The sequence below is a fragment of the Wolbachia endosymbiont (group A) of Apoderus coryli genome (genome assembly GCF_947251615.1).
Classification (GTDB): domain Bacteria; phylum Pseudomonadota; class Alphaproteobacteria; order Rickettsiales; family Anaplasmataceae; genus Wolbachia.
The window spans coordinates 1,117,570-1,134,822 of sequence record NZ_OX366367.1 but is presented as its reverse complement, the minus strand read 5'-3'; the positions used below and the strand labels follow the sequence as shown (position 1 = coordinate 1,134,822).

The window sequence follows — 17,253 nt, the reverse complement described above, 5'->3', positions numbered from 1 at the left end:
AATGCCTATAGAAATATTAATGCCTGCTCTTTCACCGACAATGAGCAAAACTGGAGGAAAAATTGTAAAGTGGCATAAAAAAGAACAAGACAAAGTTGAAGTAGGCGACGTAATTGCTGAGATAGAGACTGATAAAGCCATAATGGAGTTTGAATCTATAGATGAAGGAGTTTTAGCAAAAATTTTAGTAACAGAAGGAACAAGTGGCGTGCCTGTAAATCAACCAATAGCTTTAATGCTGGAAGAAGGAGAAGATGAAAGTGCACTTAACAACTATACTTCAACTTCCATCAATAGTGCAGTTAAAAAGGAAGTGACAAAAAGTGCTGTTGATAATCAAAAATCAGAACACCAAGATTTAAACGGAAAGCCAACAAGTCATTCTTCGGTGTCATCCCAGTGCTTGACACTGGGATCCAACTCCTCAATGTCATCCCAGTGCTTGACACTGGGATCTAGAAAAGAAGCATGGATCCCAGTGTCAAGCACTGGGATGACAGAGGGTTATGTAGAAGGTAGAATAAAAATAAGCCCATTAGCTAAGAAAATAGCTCAAAATGAAGGGGTTAATGTGCAGCAATTAAAAGGTACAGGACCATACGGTCGCATAATTAAGGCTGATGTGTTGGAGTTTTTAGGCAGTGGTATACATACTGAAAGTCCTGAGAAAGATACCATAGTTGAAGTAAGCAACATGCGCCAAGTGATAGCACAGCGCCTAACTGAATCAAAACAGAATGTTCCACATTTTTATTTAACTGTAGACTGCCAGGTTGATAAGTTAATATCGTTAAAAAACGAGATTAACTCAGCAGATGAAAACAATAAAGTAACAATCAATGACTTAATTATCAAAGCTGTGGCTTTTAGCATGAAAAAATTTCCTGATATAAATTCTTCGTGGATAGATAATAAAATACTTAAATACTCGAATGTAGATATCTCAATCGCTGTGGCACTTGAAGATGGGCTAATTACTCCTATAGTAAAAAATGCTGATAAAAAGGGTATTTTATCTATATCAAAAGAAGTGAAAGATTTAGTAAGCAGAGCAAGATCTGGAAAATTGAAACCTGAAGAGTTTCAAGGAGGAGGGTTTACTATCTCCAACTTAGGGATGTTTGGTATAAAAGCCTTCAGTGCTATAATCAATCCGCCGCAATCTTGCATTATGGCAGTTGGTGCATCTAAAAAACAACCAATTGTTATGAATGAGAAAATAGAAATAGCAGAAATAATGACAGTGACACTCTCTGTTGACCACAGGACAGTTGATGGAGCATTAGGAGCAAAATTTTTAAACACCTTCAAGCATTATATAGAGAATCCTCTGGTGATGTTTATTGAAACTGCGGTAACCTATTAGCATCGTTATTACAAAATTAATACCTCTAAGTTTATAATTCTACTAGTTAATAGGCTTAGAGGTAAAAAAATGAATACTACAGTAGAAAAAAATAATCCAAAAATTTTTCCTAAAAATGAAGGAAAGGTTAATTCAAAAGGCATGGTTGCTCCACCTGTTCCTCCGAAATCTTCCCAAGCTAAATTTGCTGGAATAAGAGCAATTTTTGAGCAAAATGCATCTCATTTCCAAGCAAATGATAGTAATAAAACAGTGAGTAGCAATCTTGGAAGAACATTTGGCCCAACAATGCGAAAACTCATGGAAGACAACATTCATGTAAATGCTAGCACTCCTAACAAACAACGCCGTGATTCAGGGGATAGTGGTATCAGTGATGTTAGTAGCAGCACTCTTGATAAAAAAGCTAAAGCTTATAATCCACTTGATTGGAATCCAATCTATCAAGGTAAAAAGCGTTTTAGTTTAGACAATATGTCGAGCAACTCGTCTTCGTACAGTGAAAAAAGTAATATTTCAGATATAAGCGATAAGTCTAATAATTCAAACATTGTTAGATGTAATATTACTAGGAGTAACAGTAAGGAGGACCTTCATAAACCTGATGCTTCACATAATGACAAATCTGCAGGTAAAAAATTATCTAATGTCAATGTAAGCGAATTAATCAGAAAGTTTGAACAAGGTAGTGACATAGTAAAAGGGCGTTAATCAAATGTTACCCTATCCTTGTATATGCAAAGGTAGGGTATCTTTTCAAAATAGTATATCCTTTATAGCTTTGTTGATTTTTGATTCCTTCCCTGCAAAAGCGGTTTCTAGAGAGGTTTTAAGTTTTTCCCATTCCTCTTGACCATTTATGTGGGTTAAAATTAAAGATTTATATTCATTTTCAATTTTTTCCAAGGATCTTTGACATGAGGAATCTAGTTCCTCATATATATCAATATTTATTGATTGCAGTATTACCAAAAATGCAAACAAATTCGGATCAGGTAGTTCTTCCTTTATATAATTCAGAAGACATAGTTTTATTTTTTTTGCGCAATATTCTATTGTTTTCAGCGATAGTGATAGGCTTTCTGCATAAAGTATAAAACTATCTATAATCAAATTTTTTGATTTTTTCGGTAATTTAATATTTTCAAATAGTTCTTTTGTAAATTTTTCTATCGGTTGTTTTGGTAAATGTAAAAAGAGATCAGTAAAAGATTTTAGGTCAAAATTCGGTCCAAGTATTGTGCTGATTGCTCTCTGTACATTACTCTTATCTTTACTTACAGAAATAATGAAAACCAGCCCCTCCACATCAAGCATATGCTTTATAGATTCCAAAAAATCGACAACGAATTTAGGACGGCACACATCAAGATTATCCACCATTATATAAATGTTTTTGTCTTTTCTGATTTTATTAACCACATCCGCTAACTGTGTTTTAAAATCTCTAGTACTCTCTTTTCTTCTTTGGAGAAGACTTAATTCACTCAAGACAAAACCTATGTCTTTTTTATCAGCCTCTTTTGCAGCATCAAGAAATACTGAAAGCATAGCAAGTGGAGATTTACTGATCAGCTTTCCTATTGTGTTTAGAGAAAACAGTTCTTTGTTTATGTTCTTGAACTGTTGTATAACGCTTCTTTTTACTTCGTACGATGCAAATAAATCTTCAAATAGGAAATTTAAAAAAGAAGGAAGCGGTTGATCCAGTGCATTGATATCCCATGCGCTATAATAAGCTGCAATTTCATTTTGTTGCTTTAGCTCTTTTACCCATTCTTTCAAAAAAAACGTCTTGCCCCATCCATCATATCCTTCTAAAGATATTATTGTAAAAGACTTATCAATTGTTTTAATTATAGTGTTGAATTTACCTGAAAATTGCTTATAGTTTAGACGGTCATTTTCCCAAGCCACCACTTTAAGTGGTGGTGCTGTTTCTTTCTTCTTGAACGTTATTAACGATACAAGTTTTTTAAAGCACATACCTTATTTTATATTTAACTCATATTCTTGTCTTGAAGTAAGTGCTATCCTCAGCGTTCCTTCATCTAGGTAGTCAATTTCTCCGCCCATTGGTATGCCGCAAGCAAGACGTGATATTTTCACATTCAAGTTTTTTAGCAATTCAATTATATATTGTGCAGTAACTTGGCCCTCTAATGTCGGATTAATTGCGATAATTATCTCTTCAATTTTAGACTCCGTCACTCTTTCCAGAATAGTATCAAGGTTAAGTTCTTTTGGACCTATGCCGTTTATTGCAGACAATCTGCCACCCAAAACATGGTATAAACCTGAATATATATTTCCTTTTTCAAACGCCCATAGATCACCCAATTCTTCTACTACACACAGTAACTTAGTGTCACGTTTTGGGTTAATACAAATAGAACAAGGTGACTTAGTATCTAGATTTCCGCAAACTTCACACTCTATTATAAGATCTGCTAGCTCTTTAATCAAAGATGCAAGTGGTAGCATAACTTTTTCTTTATTTTGGAGTAAATGTATAACTAACCTGCGTGATGATGATGGCCCTAAACTTGGCAATTTAGAGAAAGCATGAACTAGATTTTTTATGTTAATGTTCATTCAATAAATTCAGAATAGGCAGTAAAATGGTAACATCAAACCCTTTGTAAAGAAAGTGGTAAGTTTCTCTTGATCCACTTTGATTAGCTATAGAAAAAATTTTTTACTCTAACGCAAAAAATTACTTCCGCATACTTAAAGCCTGATTATAATAAACTTCTTGCATAACCCAAACTAAGTAGAAAAAGGTATCATCCGAGTAGCTCTCCTTTGTCATCCGAGTAGCTGACTACTTGGATCCAGCCTTTCCATCCAAGACGGTGTCATTCCAGTCTGGAATCCAGAAGAAAGAATGGTGTCATGAAAGTAGCTGACACTGGGATCCAGGAAAGTTTGCTTATGAGCAAGCAAACTGATTTGGTGAGTATAAAAGTATAGCTAACGCGAGCTCTACGTCATACCGCGATGAATCGCGGTATCTCGGCCGCTAACAAGCAGCGGAATGACGGTTTTTCAAATTGTCAGTAAATCTAAGTCAGTTTAGCTATAATTTCCTAAGTTTGCTCACAATCTCTTGACTTGACACATATGTTTTTTTTAAACATTCCCAAATGTTACTATCTTCCTCCTTTTCCTTTCTCAATTTGTGCAACCATTTCCTTTACATTTGCATGCGTGAGAAGGGAATTTTTGCTGACATGAGATTTTGCTGCTGTTAGGTGATTCATTGCAGATCTTTTATTTCCTGTTGGAAATGAATGAGATTGTTTTTTCTTCACACCGATATCCGCTTGTGCTGCTGGGGTGGTTTTGCTTTCAGCAAGCCGTACATTAGCATTTCCTTTTACTTGATTTTGCTCAAATTTTTCTTTTAATGCCTTTACTTTACTGCCCATCTCGCGATTAGCTCCTCCTTTCATAGTAGCTGCTGCTACTTTTGGTATCGCCTTACCAGCAGCTTTTTGTGCTGATTTCCTATTGTCTTGATTTTCAGATTTTAGTGGTACTGTAGGTTTACTTTCAACTGATTTTTTCCCTACTACTTTTGGCTCTGTGTTTACTTTTTGGCTTAGATTTTTAGGCTTTGGCGGCACTGCAGGTTTATCTTTGACTACCACTTTCGATTTTTGTCTAACTTCTTGACCAGTAGTAAACATTTTTTTTGGTACTTGCGGTGCTCTTGGTGGTTTTGGTGGTACGAGGGATTGAGATTGTTGTTTCTGCTTACGTTCTCTTTTTGCTTCTATATGTTCTTTAGAAACTGTTGCATAAATTGGCTCTTCTTTGGGCGATTTTGAACTCTGCGAATTTTCTATTAAAATTTTACTCTTCTTCTCTTGATAATTTGATATCTCTTCGTATACAGACTCTTCATTTAATGAACTTCCATAGCCTAAATCTTCTCTCTGTTCATATAAAGGATTTTCCTTTTGCTTTTTCTCTTGATAATTTGATATGTCTTCATATTCATGCTCTTTATCTAATGAACTTCCATAGCCTGAATCTCCTTTTCTTTCTTGTAGCTCATATAAAGGATTTTCTTCTTGCTTTGACGCTGTTCTATCCTCTAAGTTCACTCCATACAATCTATGTTCCTCCTGATTTTTTTTACTTTGCTCTAAATCTGAAATTTTCTTTAAAACATTTAGGTATTCGAATGTTATTTTTTCAGCAAGACTGGGCAATTTATCATTAGCAAAATTTCTTATACTGTTATCCTGAATTGAAGTATCTTTTCCCAAGATTTTATTAAATGTTTTCTTGAATATTCCAAAAAAACCTGATGGCTTTTTGTTCACCGGTTCTATATAATTATTCAAGTCACTACATATAACAAACTTAGCTACATCTTCTGCCTTATCTGTAAAACTCTCTAATGTTTGGGATAAATCCCTCACTGTTTTATTATATTGTTCACCAATGTTTTTCAGCTTTATAGCTTCTATCAAGGAGTCGAGATTTTTTTTATAGTTCTCACTTTTAAATGGATCATTCATACTAATTACAGCTCATTATTTGTTAAAATATAGATCTAAAATATTAAGATCTAGTAAATATTACTTTTGTAATTCATGTAGAACTATAGCTACATAAGTAAGATTTCCCTACGTCATACCGCCACGGTATCTCATCCGCTAACAAGCAGCGGGATGACGATTGTCAGGCTAGCTGTCATTCAAGTAGCTGACACTGGTTCCTTTATGACGGCAGTGCCCAGAGGTGTCATCCCAGTGCCCAGACACTGGGATCCAGAAAACTTAATTCTAACCAAGTGGCTGCATAATAAAGACTGGATGCCAGTGTCAAGCACTGGCATGACAGCAGTCCTACGTCATACCGTCACGGTATCTCTAGATCCCGCTAACAAGCAGCGGGATGACGATTGTCAGGCTAGCTGTCATTCAAGTAGCTGACACTGGTTCCTTTATGACGGCAGTGCCCAGAGGTGTCATCCCAGTGCCCAGACACTGGGATCCAGAAAACTTAATTCTAACCAAGTGGCTGCATAATAAAGACTGGATGCCAGTGTCAAGCACTGGCATGACAGCAGTCCTACGTCATATCGTCACGGTATCTCTAGATCCCGCTAACAAGCAGCGGGATACTTAACCATCATCTACACCGTCATACCGCGATTCATTCGCGGTATCTCAAAGCATAGATCCCGCTAACACGTAGCGGGATGACGATTGTCAGGGTGTCATCCCAGTGCTCCGACACTGATTTCCATCCAAGACGGTGTCATCCCAGTGCCCAGACACTGGGATCCAGCCTTTCTGCAATCTCATCGAAAACGCTGTAACCACTTTCTATGATAGTTTGCTTGCTCACAAGCAAACTTTCCTGGATCCCAGTGTCTGGGCACTGGGATGACAAAAAAAGGAGCACTGGGATGACATCATTTGTTGTGTTTAACAAAGTTTGCACTTAGCTTCATGTTAGCTATAAATATTAAGAAATTTACCAAACGAAAAAAAGGCAAAAGAAGCCCCGTGGTTATTATCCGCTTTAAAATATTGGCGTTTTTTATGTTTTAAACGCTTGACAAGCGAAATTCAGCTGCTTTTAATTGCAACTAACCTACGCTGCAAATGTTTAAGAAATTTACTAAGCAGAAAAAAAGACAAAGAATCCCCGAGTTAGCTAGTCTTTTACTATCTCTGTCGAGTATTGGCATTTTTTGATGTCTTGTAACGCTTTATAAGCGCGTTCAGCTTATTTAGATAAAAATCTAGATGTAGATGAAGTTTTGTAAAGACATACAGTATCTATATACTGCAAAAAATTGAACATAAGACGCCGATACATTAAGTAATCCTTACCTTTTAATCTGCAGATTGGCGAAAGCAAATACAATAGCTTCAGTTTCATGATAAGAGGGCTGGCAAAGGGTGTCAAGCAAGTTTTTTCGTTTCTGCGGGCTACCTGAGTTTATTGACTTCATTAGAGCCAAAACTCTTGGGACCTAGGTGATAATTCTATCTAAAAGGATGCCAAAAAAGAGAAGCAACCCTACGTAGGAATTATTTTTAAATATGGACATGCATTGACTGGGATCGTCAGGATTGAAATTTTTGTATTGGCGGTGAAATATGAACCCTACAGCAAGTAGAGCAATATAAAAAATGTTATTTAATGATGATAAGATACCAGCATATGACCACGCCATAAGAGATATTAAATAAAATCTTTTCAACCAAGATTTTGTTGTATCACCAAAATATAATGCGGTAGATTTCATTCCGAGTTTTTCATCATCTTTTTTATCTTGATGGGCGTATATGGTGTCATAACTAAGTGTCCAAAAAATGTATCCTACATAAAAGAGTATAGGTTCTATACTAATCTGGTTCTTTATTGCTGTCCAGCCCATGAGCGACCCCATATTAAAAGTAAACCCTAAAAACAATTGTGGCCACCAAACGTAACGCTTTAGCAAGGGGTAGATAACTATCATGCACATTGAAATTATTCCAAGTATGAGTGTAGTTTTATTAGTTAATAATAAGATTACCAGGGCAATAGACAGTAACAGTGAAAGTAAAGCTAAAGCCTGCTTTATGTTTAATGCACCACTTGCAAGTGGCCTATATTTTGTTCGTTCAACGTGCGCATCTATTTCTCTATCGAAAATGTCATTGATTATGCACCCTGCAGGTCTCATTAAAAATGCACCTATAGTAAACAAAACAAGGAGAAAAAGAGCCTGATACGATAGAGAAGTTGAGGCTAAAAGAATACCGCTCAAACTGGGAAATAGCACAAGCCACAAACCTGTTAAACTGTGCAATCTCATTAATGAAAAGTAACGATTGAAATGCATTAATTAAGTGTGATTATGTAATATTTTGCTTACATTGACAAAATTATCGAACGCTAAATCAGGCTTGAAAACTAACTCAGGTATAAATCGCAAATCAACATAACACAATATAGATTTACGTATTGACCATGCAGATTGGTTCATTTCATTAACAACAGTGTTAATATCACAATTATTCTCAGAAGGATCTCCAGTGCGTCTTTTTTCTGAATCTGAGTAGTCAGCTACTTGAATATTCAATGAAGATAACACAATATATACATCTGCTTTTTTCAAATCTTTACTTAATTTTACGTCAGATACCGCTACATTTTTATTGAACACCTTCCCTTCCATTAGGACTCTTGATATTGCTCTATGCAATACCGATGCTATTTTTAGGTTTCTAATTTCCTTTTTCATATCCAGCTACTATAACACCCTTTCTTCTTGCACTAATTGATAAGCTTCTAAAATATCTCCAACTTTAATATCGATATTACCCTCTAGTGATACTCCGCATTCAAAGTTTACACCTACTTCTTTAACATCATCTTTAAATCTACGTAGTGCTTTTAACTTTCCTTCATGCACCAATTTGCCACCACGCACTACCTTAATTAAAGAATCTTTTTTTATGACTCCATCACTTACATAACATCCAATGATATTACCAGCTTTAGATACATTAAATATTTGCCTTACAGATGCAGAACCAACACGAACCTCTCGTGTAATAGGCTTTAACATTTTAGTTAAATACATTCTCATGTCGTCAATGAGCTCGTATATTATGTTATAAGTATGTATTTCTATACCTTTTTGTTTTGCCAAATCCCTTATTTTTGAGTCCACTTTTACATTAAAAGCTAAAATTACTGCACTTGATGCTTCTGCAAGCAGCACATCTGAATCTGTTATCCCTCCTACTGCTTTGTGTAGGATATTTAATTTCACTTGGTCTTTACCGAGTTTATCAATTGAACTTGATATTGCTTCAATAGAACCAGTTACATCGCACTTTAAAACTACAGATAGTTCTTCTGTTTTACTGTCATTACGACTGAATATATCTAAATTATTGTCGCCCAAATCTTCTTTCTTTTTCTTGATCAACTCTAGCCTGTATTCAACAATTTCACGCGCCTGCTTTTCAGAATTTACAACAACAAATTTATCTCCAGCATTTGGCACACCATTTAGACCAGTAATTTCAATTGGAGCGGAGGGTAGTGCTGCTTTTTCTCTTTGACCAAGGTGATTAACCATACTACGTACTTTACTGTATGTTGTACCAACTACCAATATATCACCAACCTTTAACGTTCCTTCCTCAACTATCAACGTAGCTGATATTCCTTTTGCTTTATCTATTTTGGATTCTATTACCCATCCAAGTGCTCGACAATCTTCTATTGCTTCTAGCTTCATTAATTCAGCGATTAACAAAATTGCCTCTTCTAGTTTATCTAAATTAGTTTTCTTTTTTGCTGATACTGGCACAATTATAACATCACCACCGAGCTCTTCAGGAATGAGATCATATTGAGGTAAGCTACTCATTACTTTCTCCACATCACCAGGCTCAGATTTATCAATTTTATTAATAGCAACTATAATAGAAACATTTGCTGCTTTTGCATGATTTATTGCTTCAACTGTTTGTTTCATGATTCCATCGTCAGCTGCAACTACTATTACAACTATATTAGTAATATTGGCACCACATGCACGCATCGCAGTGAACGCTTCATGTCCTGGTGTATCAATGAAAGTAATTTTTTGCTTATCTTTTGTCGTTATTTGATAAGCACCTATGTGTTGAGTTATGCCACCTGACTCTCTTTCTGCAACATTAGATTCACGAAATGCATCGAGCAATGAGGTTTTACCATGATCCACGTGGCCCATAAAAGTGACGATTGGTGGTTTAAGTTTTTTAAGCAGGCTTTCTCTGCCTTCTATAAAAAATAAATCCTTTTCTTTGTTGGCATCGCTCACTCGTTTGGCCGTATGATTAAATTTTTTCACTATTTCACATGCTATATCTGGATCCACCAGATCATCTACTCTATAACTCTCACCAACTTCTTCTTTGAACATTTTTAGCACACTCTTGCTATCTTCTGCCATACGAATAGATAACTCCCTGATAGTTATTTTGTCTAGTACAATAACTTCTCTTGATATATTTTTACCCTTAGTAAACTTTGACTTTCTACCTCTTATACCAAATCTTTGCTTAAATACAGGGGGTTGTTCAGTTTTTTCATCTATTGCCTGTGCAATTACCAGTTTAGAATGCTTAGAATATATATCTTTGTTGACTTTAGAAGACTTTTTATCGTCGCCCTCATAGTCAATATTATCTTCTCTTAGTTCAACTAAGTGAGTATCACTTAAAACTTTCTTATTTATTTCTTTAGATAAAGCGTCCGCTTCATTTTTCTCGTCAATCTCTTTATTGCTGTCTTCTTTTGCTGTTTTCTCTTTTTCTTCTCTCTGATTTCTTTCTTTCAGCAAAGCAGCATTCTGCACAGCATTAATGCGGAAAATTTGTTCTTTCTCTGTTAAAGAACCTAATTTACTCTCGTCAAATAAATTATGTTCTTCTGCATCATGAGATTTTTTTCTTCTTTTTTTTACTACTGTAGCTCCAGTACTTGGGCTAGCTGAAGAGTTTAAATTGAGGTCTAATTTAAGCTTGCTTAAGCCTTGGAGCGTTAATTTTTTATTACTGATATCTTCATTATTCATATTATTTTATTATATTAATCCAAGCTTTTTACGTGCTTCTATGATTATTGAATCTACTGTATCTTTTAGATTTTCTTTGCTATCAGCTGAGGAAGAGAGCATGCTGCAAAACTCATAACTTGATAAATCTGCTATGTCCTCTAAAGTCTTAATATCATGTTTACTAAGAGCAATTTTATTGTCTATTGATAAAGTTAAATTGATTACATCATCTTCCATACCTAAACTTTTTAGCTCTTCTATTTTTCTATCATTTTCTGTTTTCAGGTACTTGTTTGCTCTATTATGAAGTTCGTTTGCAATATCTTCATTAAAGCCCTCTATTGAAGCAAGCTCTTTAATTGAAGCGCTGGATATATCTTCTACGCTTGAAAAACCTTCTGTTACCAATAGCTGACCCATAATCTCTTCTAAGTTTAAAGCTTCAGCAAATAAAGCTGAACATTGACTAAGTTCTTTACTTCGCCTTTCTGATTCTTGCTGAGTGCTTAATATCTCAATTTTCCATCCAACAAGCTCTGAAGCTAATCTTACATTCTGGCCCTTTTTTCCTATAGCTAAACTCAATTGATCTTCAGCAACTATTAACTCTATGCAATTTTCATTTTCATCAATAATAACCTTCGATACTTCTGCAGGAGTAATGGCTTTAATAACAAATTGACCCAAATCTGAGGAGTAATTTATAACGTCAATTTTTTCACCATTTAATTCGTGTATAATAGTTTTTATTCTATCTCCCTTAACTCCAACACAAGCACCTACTGGATCAATGTTCTTGTCAGGAGAGAAAACAGCGACCTTAGACCTTGAGCCGGCGTCTCTAGCTATACCTTTAATTGTTACTAACCTGTCAGCAATTTCTGGTATTTCTTGATTTAATAATGCCTCTAAAAAGCCTTCATGAGTCCTAGAAAGAATAATTTGACGTCCATCATCAGAGCGCTTAACAGTCTGTATGTAAGCTTTAACCTTATCGCCTTCACGAAATGATTCACCACCGGTCAAATTTCGCAAAGGAAGGTATGCCCTAGTGCCATTTATGTCTATAATAAGATCTGAATATTCTACTTGTTTAACAATACCATACCTTATTTCTCCCGCCTTATCTTTAAATTCCTCATATTGCTTTTTTGACTCTTCATCTTTAATTATTTGAGCAATCTTTTGCTGGGCAATTCTTGCTGAAGCAAGATCAGTGTTAAGAGAGAGCAATTCACTAACAGTATCTCCAACTTTTGCATCTCCTTTTATTAATTTAGCTTGTGTAAGCGTAATTGATTCATACTCAGTGTTCTCTTCTTCATTTGATTCGTCATCAATAACTTTTAGTTTTCTGTATGAAGTAACTTTGCCTGTATTTCTATCTATATTAACTACAATTTTACTTTTGCTACCATATTTTTGATAAGCCACTGCTTCTATAGCACTTTCTAGTGCCTTTATTACAACATCAAAATCCAAACCTTTTTGAAGTGAAAGCTCTCCTGCTGTTTTTATTACATCAAGGCTTCCAACTATGTTATTCTTGTTACTTTTCTGCTTAACACTGCTTTTACGATTAGCAATCATAATAAATAAATCCAATGTAATTAGTTATAATTATAGCTTCAACGGGCAAAGAACGCTATCTTAAATGTTAAATGATTGCTAATTTAAGTCAAGTTTTTTCATGTCTTTGTATGACAAGCAACGCAGGAGTAAAGAATAAAGTTAAAACCGTTGCAGCCAATATTCCACTTGCTATGGTTGTTGAAATGTCAACCCACCACTGGCTTGATGGAGCATCATATGTGATTTGTAGCGTAAAAAAATTGATATTTAACCTGGTAATCATCGGTATTAAACCAAGAACTGTGGTTGCAACGGTAAGCAATATTGGCCTAACGCGAGAAATTGCAGCGTTTATTACACATCGCTTGATGTCATTTTTGTGTACCTTAATTTGGTGACGAAAGGCATCAAGCAATAGTATGTTATTATTCACTATAATTCCTGCCAAAGCAATTATCCCCACTCCACACATAACAACTACGAAAACTTGTTGGATAAGAAAGAAAACAAAAAACACACATGTGGTGGATAAAAACACTGCTGTCATTACGATAAATGTATGGTATACATTATTAAACTGTGTCACTAATACCAATATCATTAGTGTAATCGCTAATATAAAAGCCTTTAACAAAAATGCTCCTGATTTTTGTTGATCTTCTTTGTCGCCTTTAAAATCAATTTTTACTCCCTTGTCCCAATCCTGGGCAATAGAATTCTGAATGAACTTTACTCTTTCATCAACAAGATAGCTAGTATCCACATCAGCGGAAATTGTCACTGTACGTAATCCATCAATCCTATTTAGTTTGTTTACCTTTTTTTCGGGAGCATATTTTACTATGTTGCTCATAGGATACGGGCCATTAACTGTATTGATAAAAAGATTATCTATAGTCTTCATGTTGCGGTCCCTTCTGGGGAAACGGAGTACAATATCGATTTCTTCATCCGTGTTATTTGGTCTATATTTTCCAATCAACACTCCATTTGTAACCATCTTTATAAAATCGCCAATGGTTGCAACACTTACTCCAGAACTTGTAGCTTTACTCTTATCAACACTCATATTCCACTCTATTTCAGGTGCTGATCTGCTATCTTGAATATTTATAAACCCGGATGAAGGTTGGTCCATAATTTTTAGAATTTTCTCTGCTGCTAAATTCAGATTGGATGCACTTCCGCTGAGGTTAATTTGTATTGGCTTGTCAGCCGACGGTCCTGACTTTTCCTCTTGAACATTAATTATTATTCCTTTCATGTCTTGCACACTGCTTCTTATATCGTTTAATATGTGCTTAGCTTTGCGCCTGAAGCGCCAATCCATAAGTTCTAGTTGAATTCTGGCGATAACGTTGTCTGAAAATGCTCCTGATCTGGCATAAGAAACATGAATTTCTTTTTCAACGCTCAAAATGCGTTCTTCCACTTCTTTTAGTATCAAATCTCGTTCTTTGGCTGATAAGCTTTCTTTTGCTTTAACACTGATTAAAATATTATCTGAATCCACTTTCGGAAAAAACTTCACTCCAGGACCAAAGGTAAAGTACAGCACACTAAATGAAAACAGGACGAATACAGTAGCACATATGAATTTTTTAGGATGATCTAAAACCTTCTCTAGCATGCGTATGTAAGCTCTTATTATAGGCCCAGCATTTTTTATCTCACCACTTTCTATAGCACTCATTTTTTTTATTTCTTTTTTTGAAGTTATTGAAGGCTTACCAAATATTGCACCAAGTGTTGGTATAAAAACCAAAGCCATAATGAGCGATCCAGTCAAAGTTAGAATTATTGTAATTGGTATGTACTGCATGAATTTACCAACAGTATCAGGCCAGAATAATAGAGGAAAAAACACTGCTAATTTAGTTAACGTCGATGATAGAACCGGATAAAACATATCACGAACTGAAGTGTGAAAGGCTTCTACTTTGTCCATTCCGCAGATCATCTTTCTATCGGCATATTCGCTGATCACAATTGCATCATCAACCAGCATGCCAACAGCCATGATTAAACTGAAGAGCACAACGATATTTAAGGTTATGCCCATAAAGTAAAGAGCTATTATCCCAATGAGAAAGGAACCGGGTATCGAGAGTGCCACAAGAATAGCAATCCTTGTTCCCATAGAAAGCATCATTATGATCAATATTAACAACACAGCAAATATTATGCCGTTTTCCAAGTCATCAAGCACATCGCGGACGTTTTTTGACTGGTCATTTAAGTACACCACTTTTAAATTTTCAGGTAATTGATCTTTTGCCTTATCCATTAAGTATTTTACTTGATTTACTGTGTCTATTATGTTTTTTCCGTTACGTTTTGAAATTTCTAGCACGACACTAGGTAATCCATTAATGCGAGCAAATCCTTGGTGATCCTCAAACCTAGGGTATACTTTTGCTATATCTTTGATTCTCAAAACTGCATCGCCTTGAGATCTAATAGGAATATTCATAATATCTTCTATATCTTTTAATAACCCTGATATTTTAATCGAATATTTACCGGTATCATTTTCCAGTGACCCAGCTCCCACTAGTCTATTATTGCTTGATATAGCTTGGAATATTTCGTTTGATTGAATGTTATATTTTGTTAGAACTGTGGGCTCAACTATCACTTCTACTGTTTCTTTACGCATACCCGCTACTTCAACTTTGAGAACATTTGGCAGAGACTCTATTTCTTTCTTTAGCTTGCGTGCTATTTCAGTTAAGGCTCTTTCTGGCAAATTACCAATTAAGCCGACATTGAGTATCGGAAATAAGCTCAAGTTTATTTCATTGATTATCGCAGATTCTGCTTCAACAGGTAACTTCGATTTTATGTTTGAAAGCTTTGAACGGACATTATCGAGCACTTCTTTATTATCATACTCTGTTCCAAATTCGAGTATCATGTGAGCACCATCATTAGTCGCGAATGCCTTTAGTTCTCTTACACCTTCGATGGATCTTAGTTCGTTTTCTATAGGAAGCACTAATAGCTTTTCACTATCTTGAGCAGAAATCCCAGGAAGTCCAACAAACACGCTGATTATAGGAATCTGTATATCAGGGTTACTTTCCCTTGGCATTTTTACATAAACGTATGAACCGAAGATAAAAATTACTATAAGTAATAATACCACCGTCCTGTTTCGCTCTATGAGTAAGCTCTGCATGTTGAATGTTAACTGAATATGTGCGTTTGTACAATATTATAGTCGAGATACATTGCATATTAATTAATCCTTGTATAGCTTTAAAACTTTACGCAAATAATTAAAATTTTCGCAAAATTGCAAGTATAAGAAAATTTCTGTATAATAATTCTAGAACAGTATTTGAGAGGTTATTATGGTGGCAATTTTAAATGTAACAAAAGGCAAGAGAAAAGATACCGTCTTGTTAGTCAACAAAAAAGTCATAAAAATTCTCCAAATTGCATAATAAAATCAAAAAATACTTCCAACTGTGTAGCAGTATACAGATTATAGTTAGTGGATATGTTGATAAGTAAATTAGTTACATATAAAACAGCAGAAATTTACTTATCAACATATCCACTAACCAACAACATTCAATAAATTTGTGTAAGATGCCATTTTACATAAGATGAATTAGAAGCATTTTTTGATTTTAAAGTACTAAACCTTCAGTTAACCTTTTAGCCCTATAGTTCTTGATATGATCTGGATCAAAGGCCTTTTTTGAACTTAAAACACCAAAAACTATATGAAGTAACTTACGCATTGCAGCACCAACTATGGCCATAGCATGCTTGCCTTTCTCTTTTAATCTTTCGCAAGAAGCCATAATGATAGGATTATGCTTTTTAGCTGCTATAGCAGGAAAGTACATTGCCTTACGTAATGTTCGTGAACCGGTTTTACTTAATCTGGGCTTGGCATGTACGGATGAGCCTGATGTTATATTTTGTGGTATAGTTCCAGCATATGCTGCCAATTGCCTAGCATTTATAAAGGCTTTTATACCAGGAATTTCAGCTAAAATAGCTATTGCTGTTTCCTCTCCTATTCCTGGAATAGTTAATAGGAGTTGAAAATCTTCCAACAATTCTTTGTGTTGTTTTAATAGTTCGCGTATGGAGTTTTTTATTGTTTCTATTTTTTGCTCTATGTTCATTGCAAGGTCTTCCCAAGCATTTGCAACTTCTTTAGGCAGTCTCTCTTTCTTTTCTAAATGATTATTTGCTAATGTTAACTCATCCTTTAACGCATTTGAGCAACGATAAAGATGTTTTAATTTTTTCTTTTCAGGAGAAGGTGGTGTCCAACGAGAAGGTTCCTGTCTTTGACAATAATCTGCAATAATCTCTGCATCAGTCTGGTCATTCTTTTGTCGTGTAAGCTTACTTTTTGCATAAAATCTTATGCAAGCTGGGTTTACAACACTAACGAAATATCCAGCGTTGTGGAGGAACTCAGCCAAAGCTTCGCTATAACAACCAGTGGATTCCATGCAAGCTTTTACTTCTTCTACGTTATGTTTTTGTAGAAAGTTCAGTAGACCTTGAAACCCAGTATCATCATTTTTAAATTTCCTTTTCCTAGTTTCACGCTTTCCTTTTTTACTTATGAATGAGAGAGAAACATCAAAGCGTTCTTTTGAAACATCTATACCTAAAAAGTTGTTGATCATATATAACTCCATATACTACTATTAAAAATGAAAAGTAAGGCTTACCTTGTGAATACAGAATTAGAACCATTTAGGCC

At 35.1% G+C, this 17,253-nt stretch carries 15 protein-coding genes; 4 read left to right on the top strand and 11 right to left on the bottom strand.

The window, feature by feature from the left end; all coding sequences use genetic code 11:
• The first annotated feature begins 1 nt into the window (after nt 1).
• The gene (locus OPR43_RS05800) at nt 2-1,366 is read left to right on the top strand and encodes a pyruvate dehydrogenase complex dihydrolipoamide acetyltransferase (protein WP_265035681.1); all 1,365 of its coding nucleotides are present in this window, start codon (nt 2-4) and stop codon (nt 1,364-1,366) included.
• A 69-nt stretch (nt 1,367-1,435) separates the two neighbouring features.
• Complete coding sequence (locus OPR43_RS05795) at nt 1,436-2,077, top strand: hypothetical protein (protein ID WP_265034500.1); 642 nt, start codon at nt 1,436-1,438, stop codon at nt 2,075-2,077.
• A gap of 45 nt (nt 2,078-2,122) precedes the next feature.
• Here the strand turns inward: OPR43_RS05795 and OPR43_RS05790 are convergent, their stop codons facing one another.
• The 4 genes from OPR43_RS05790 to OPR43_RS05775 all read right to left on the bottom strand — a co-directional run bounded on the left by OPR43_RS05790 (nt 2,123) and on the right by OPR43_RS05775 (nt 5,898).
• On the bottom strand, nt 2,123-3,352 hold the full coding sequence (locus OPR43_RS05790) for a KAP family P-loop NTPase fold protein (RefSeq protein ID WP_265034499.1): 1,230 nt from the start codon (nt 3,350-3,352) through the stop codon (nt 2,123-2,125).
• A gap of 3 nt (nt 3,353-3,355) precedes the next feature.
• Nucleotides 3,356-3,955: a recombination mediator RecR gene (gene recR, locus OPR43_RS05785; RefSeq protein WP_406831137.1), complete on the bottom strand. Its 600-nt coding sequence runs from the start codon at nt 3,953-3,955 to the stop codon at nt 3,356-3,358.
• Between the two features lie 219 nt (nt 3,956-4,174).
• Nucleotides 4,175-4,312 (bottom strand): hypothetical protein, encoded by a 138-nt coding sequence (locus OPR43_RS05780; RefSeq protein WP_265034498.1) that lies wholly within the window; start codon nt 4,310-4,312, stop codon nt 4,175-4,177.
• Nucleotides 4,313-4,518: 206 nt separating this feature from the next.
• A complete protein-coding gene (locus OPR43_RS05775; protein ID WP_265034497.1) occupies nt 4,519-5,898 on the bottom strand; it encodes a hypothetical protein in 1,380 nt (459 codons plus the stop codon).
• Between the two features lie 153 nt (nt 5,899-6,051).
• Between OPR43_RS05775 and OPR43_RS05770 the strand changes: the two genes are divergently transcribed.
• Nucleotides 6,052-6,315, top strand: coding sequence for a WPE palindromic element domain-containing protein (locus OPR43_RS05770; RefSeq protein ID WP_265034496.1), 264 nt, complete (start codon nt 6,052-6,054; stop codon nt 6,313-6,315).
• Complete coding sequence (locus tag OPR43_RS05765; protein ID WP_265034495.1) at nt 6,278-6,511, top strand: WPE palindromic element domain-containing protein; 234 nt, start codon at nt 6,278-6,280, stop codon at nt 6,509-6,511. Before OPR43_RS05770 ends, OPR43_RS05765 begins: the two co-directional genes overlap by 38 nt.
• A 132-nt stretch (nt 6,512-6,643) precedes the next feature.
• Here OPR43_RS05765 and OPR43_RS05760 read toward each other — a convergent pair whose 3' ends face one another.
• From OPR43_RS05760 to OPR43_RS05730, 7 genes are all read right to left on the bottom strand, one after another.
• On the bottom strand, nt 6,644-6,820 hold the full coding sequence (locus OPR43_RS05760) for a hypothetical protein (RefSeq protein ID WP_265034494.1): 177 nt from the start codon (nt 6,818-6,820) through the stop codon (nt 6,644-6,646).
• Between the two features lie 547 nt (nt 6,821-7,367).
• Complete coding sequence (gene ubiA / locus OPR43_RS05755) at nt 7,368-8,225, bottom strand: 4-hydroxybenzoate octaprenyltransferase (protein ID WP_265034493.1); 858 nt, start codon at nt 8,223-8,225, stop codon at nt 7,368-7,370.
• Between the two features lie 3 nt (nt 8,226-8,228).
• A complete protein-coding gene (locus tag OPR43_RS05750; RefSeq protein ID WP_265034492.1) occupies nt 8,229-8,627 on the bottom strand; it encodes a ribosome-binding factor A in 399 nt (132 codons plus the stop codon).
• Between the two features lie 9 nt (nt 8,628-8,636).
• Nucleotides 8,637-10,961 carry a translation initiation factor IF-2 gene (infB, locus tag OPR43_RS05745; RefSeq protein WP_265034491.1) on the bottom strand — a complete coding sequence of 775 codons (2,325 nt, stop codon included), beginning with the start codon at nt 10,959-10,961 and terminating at the stop codon, nt 8,637-8,639.
• Between the two features lie 9 nt (nt 10,962-10,970).
• A complete protein-coding gene (gene nusA, locus OPR43_RS05740) occupies nt 10,971-12,533 on the bottom strand; it encodes a transcription termination factor NusA (RefSeq protein ID WP_265034490.1) in 1,563 nt (520 codons plus the stop codon).
• An 88-nt stretch (nt 12,534-12,621) separates the two neighbouring features.
• A complete protein-coding gene (locus OPR43_RS05735) occupies nt 12,622-15,696 on the bottom strand; it encodes an efflux RND transporter permease subunit (protein ID WP_265034489.1) in 3,075 nt (1,024 codons plus the stop codon).
• Nucleotides 15,697-16,153: 457 nt separating this feature from the next.
• Complete coding sequence (locus tag OPR43_RS05730) at nt 16,154-17,176, bottom strand: IS110-like element ISWen2 family transposase (RefSeq protein ID WP_007548332.1); 1,023 nt, start codon at nt 17,174-17,176, stop codon at nt 16,154-16,156.
• Between the last annotated feature and the right edge of the window lie 77 nt (nt 17,177-17,253).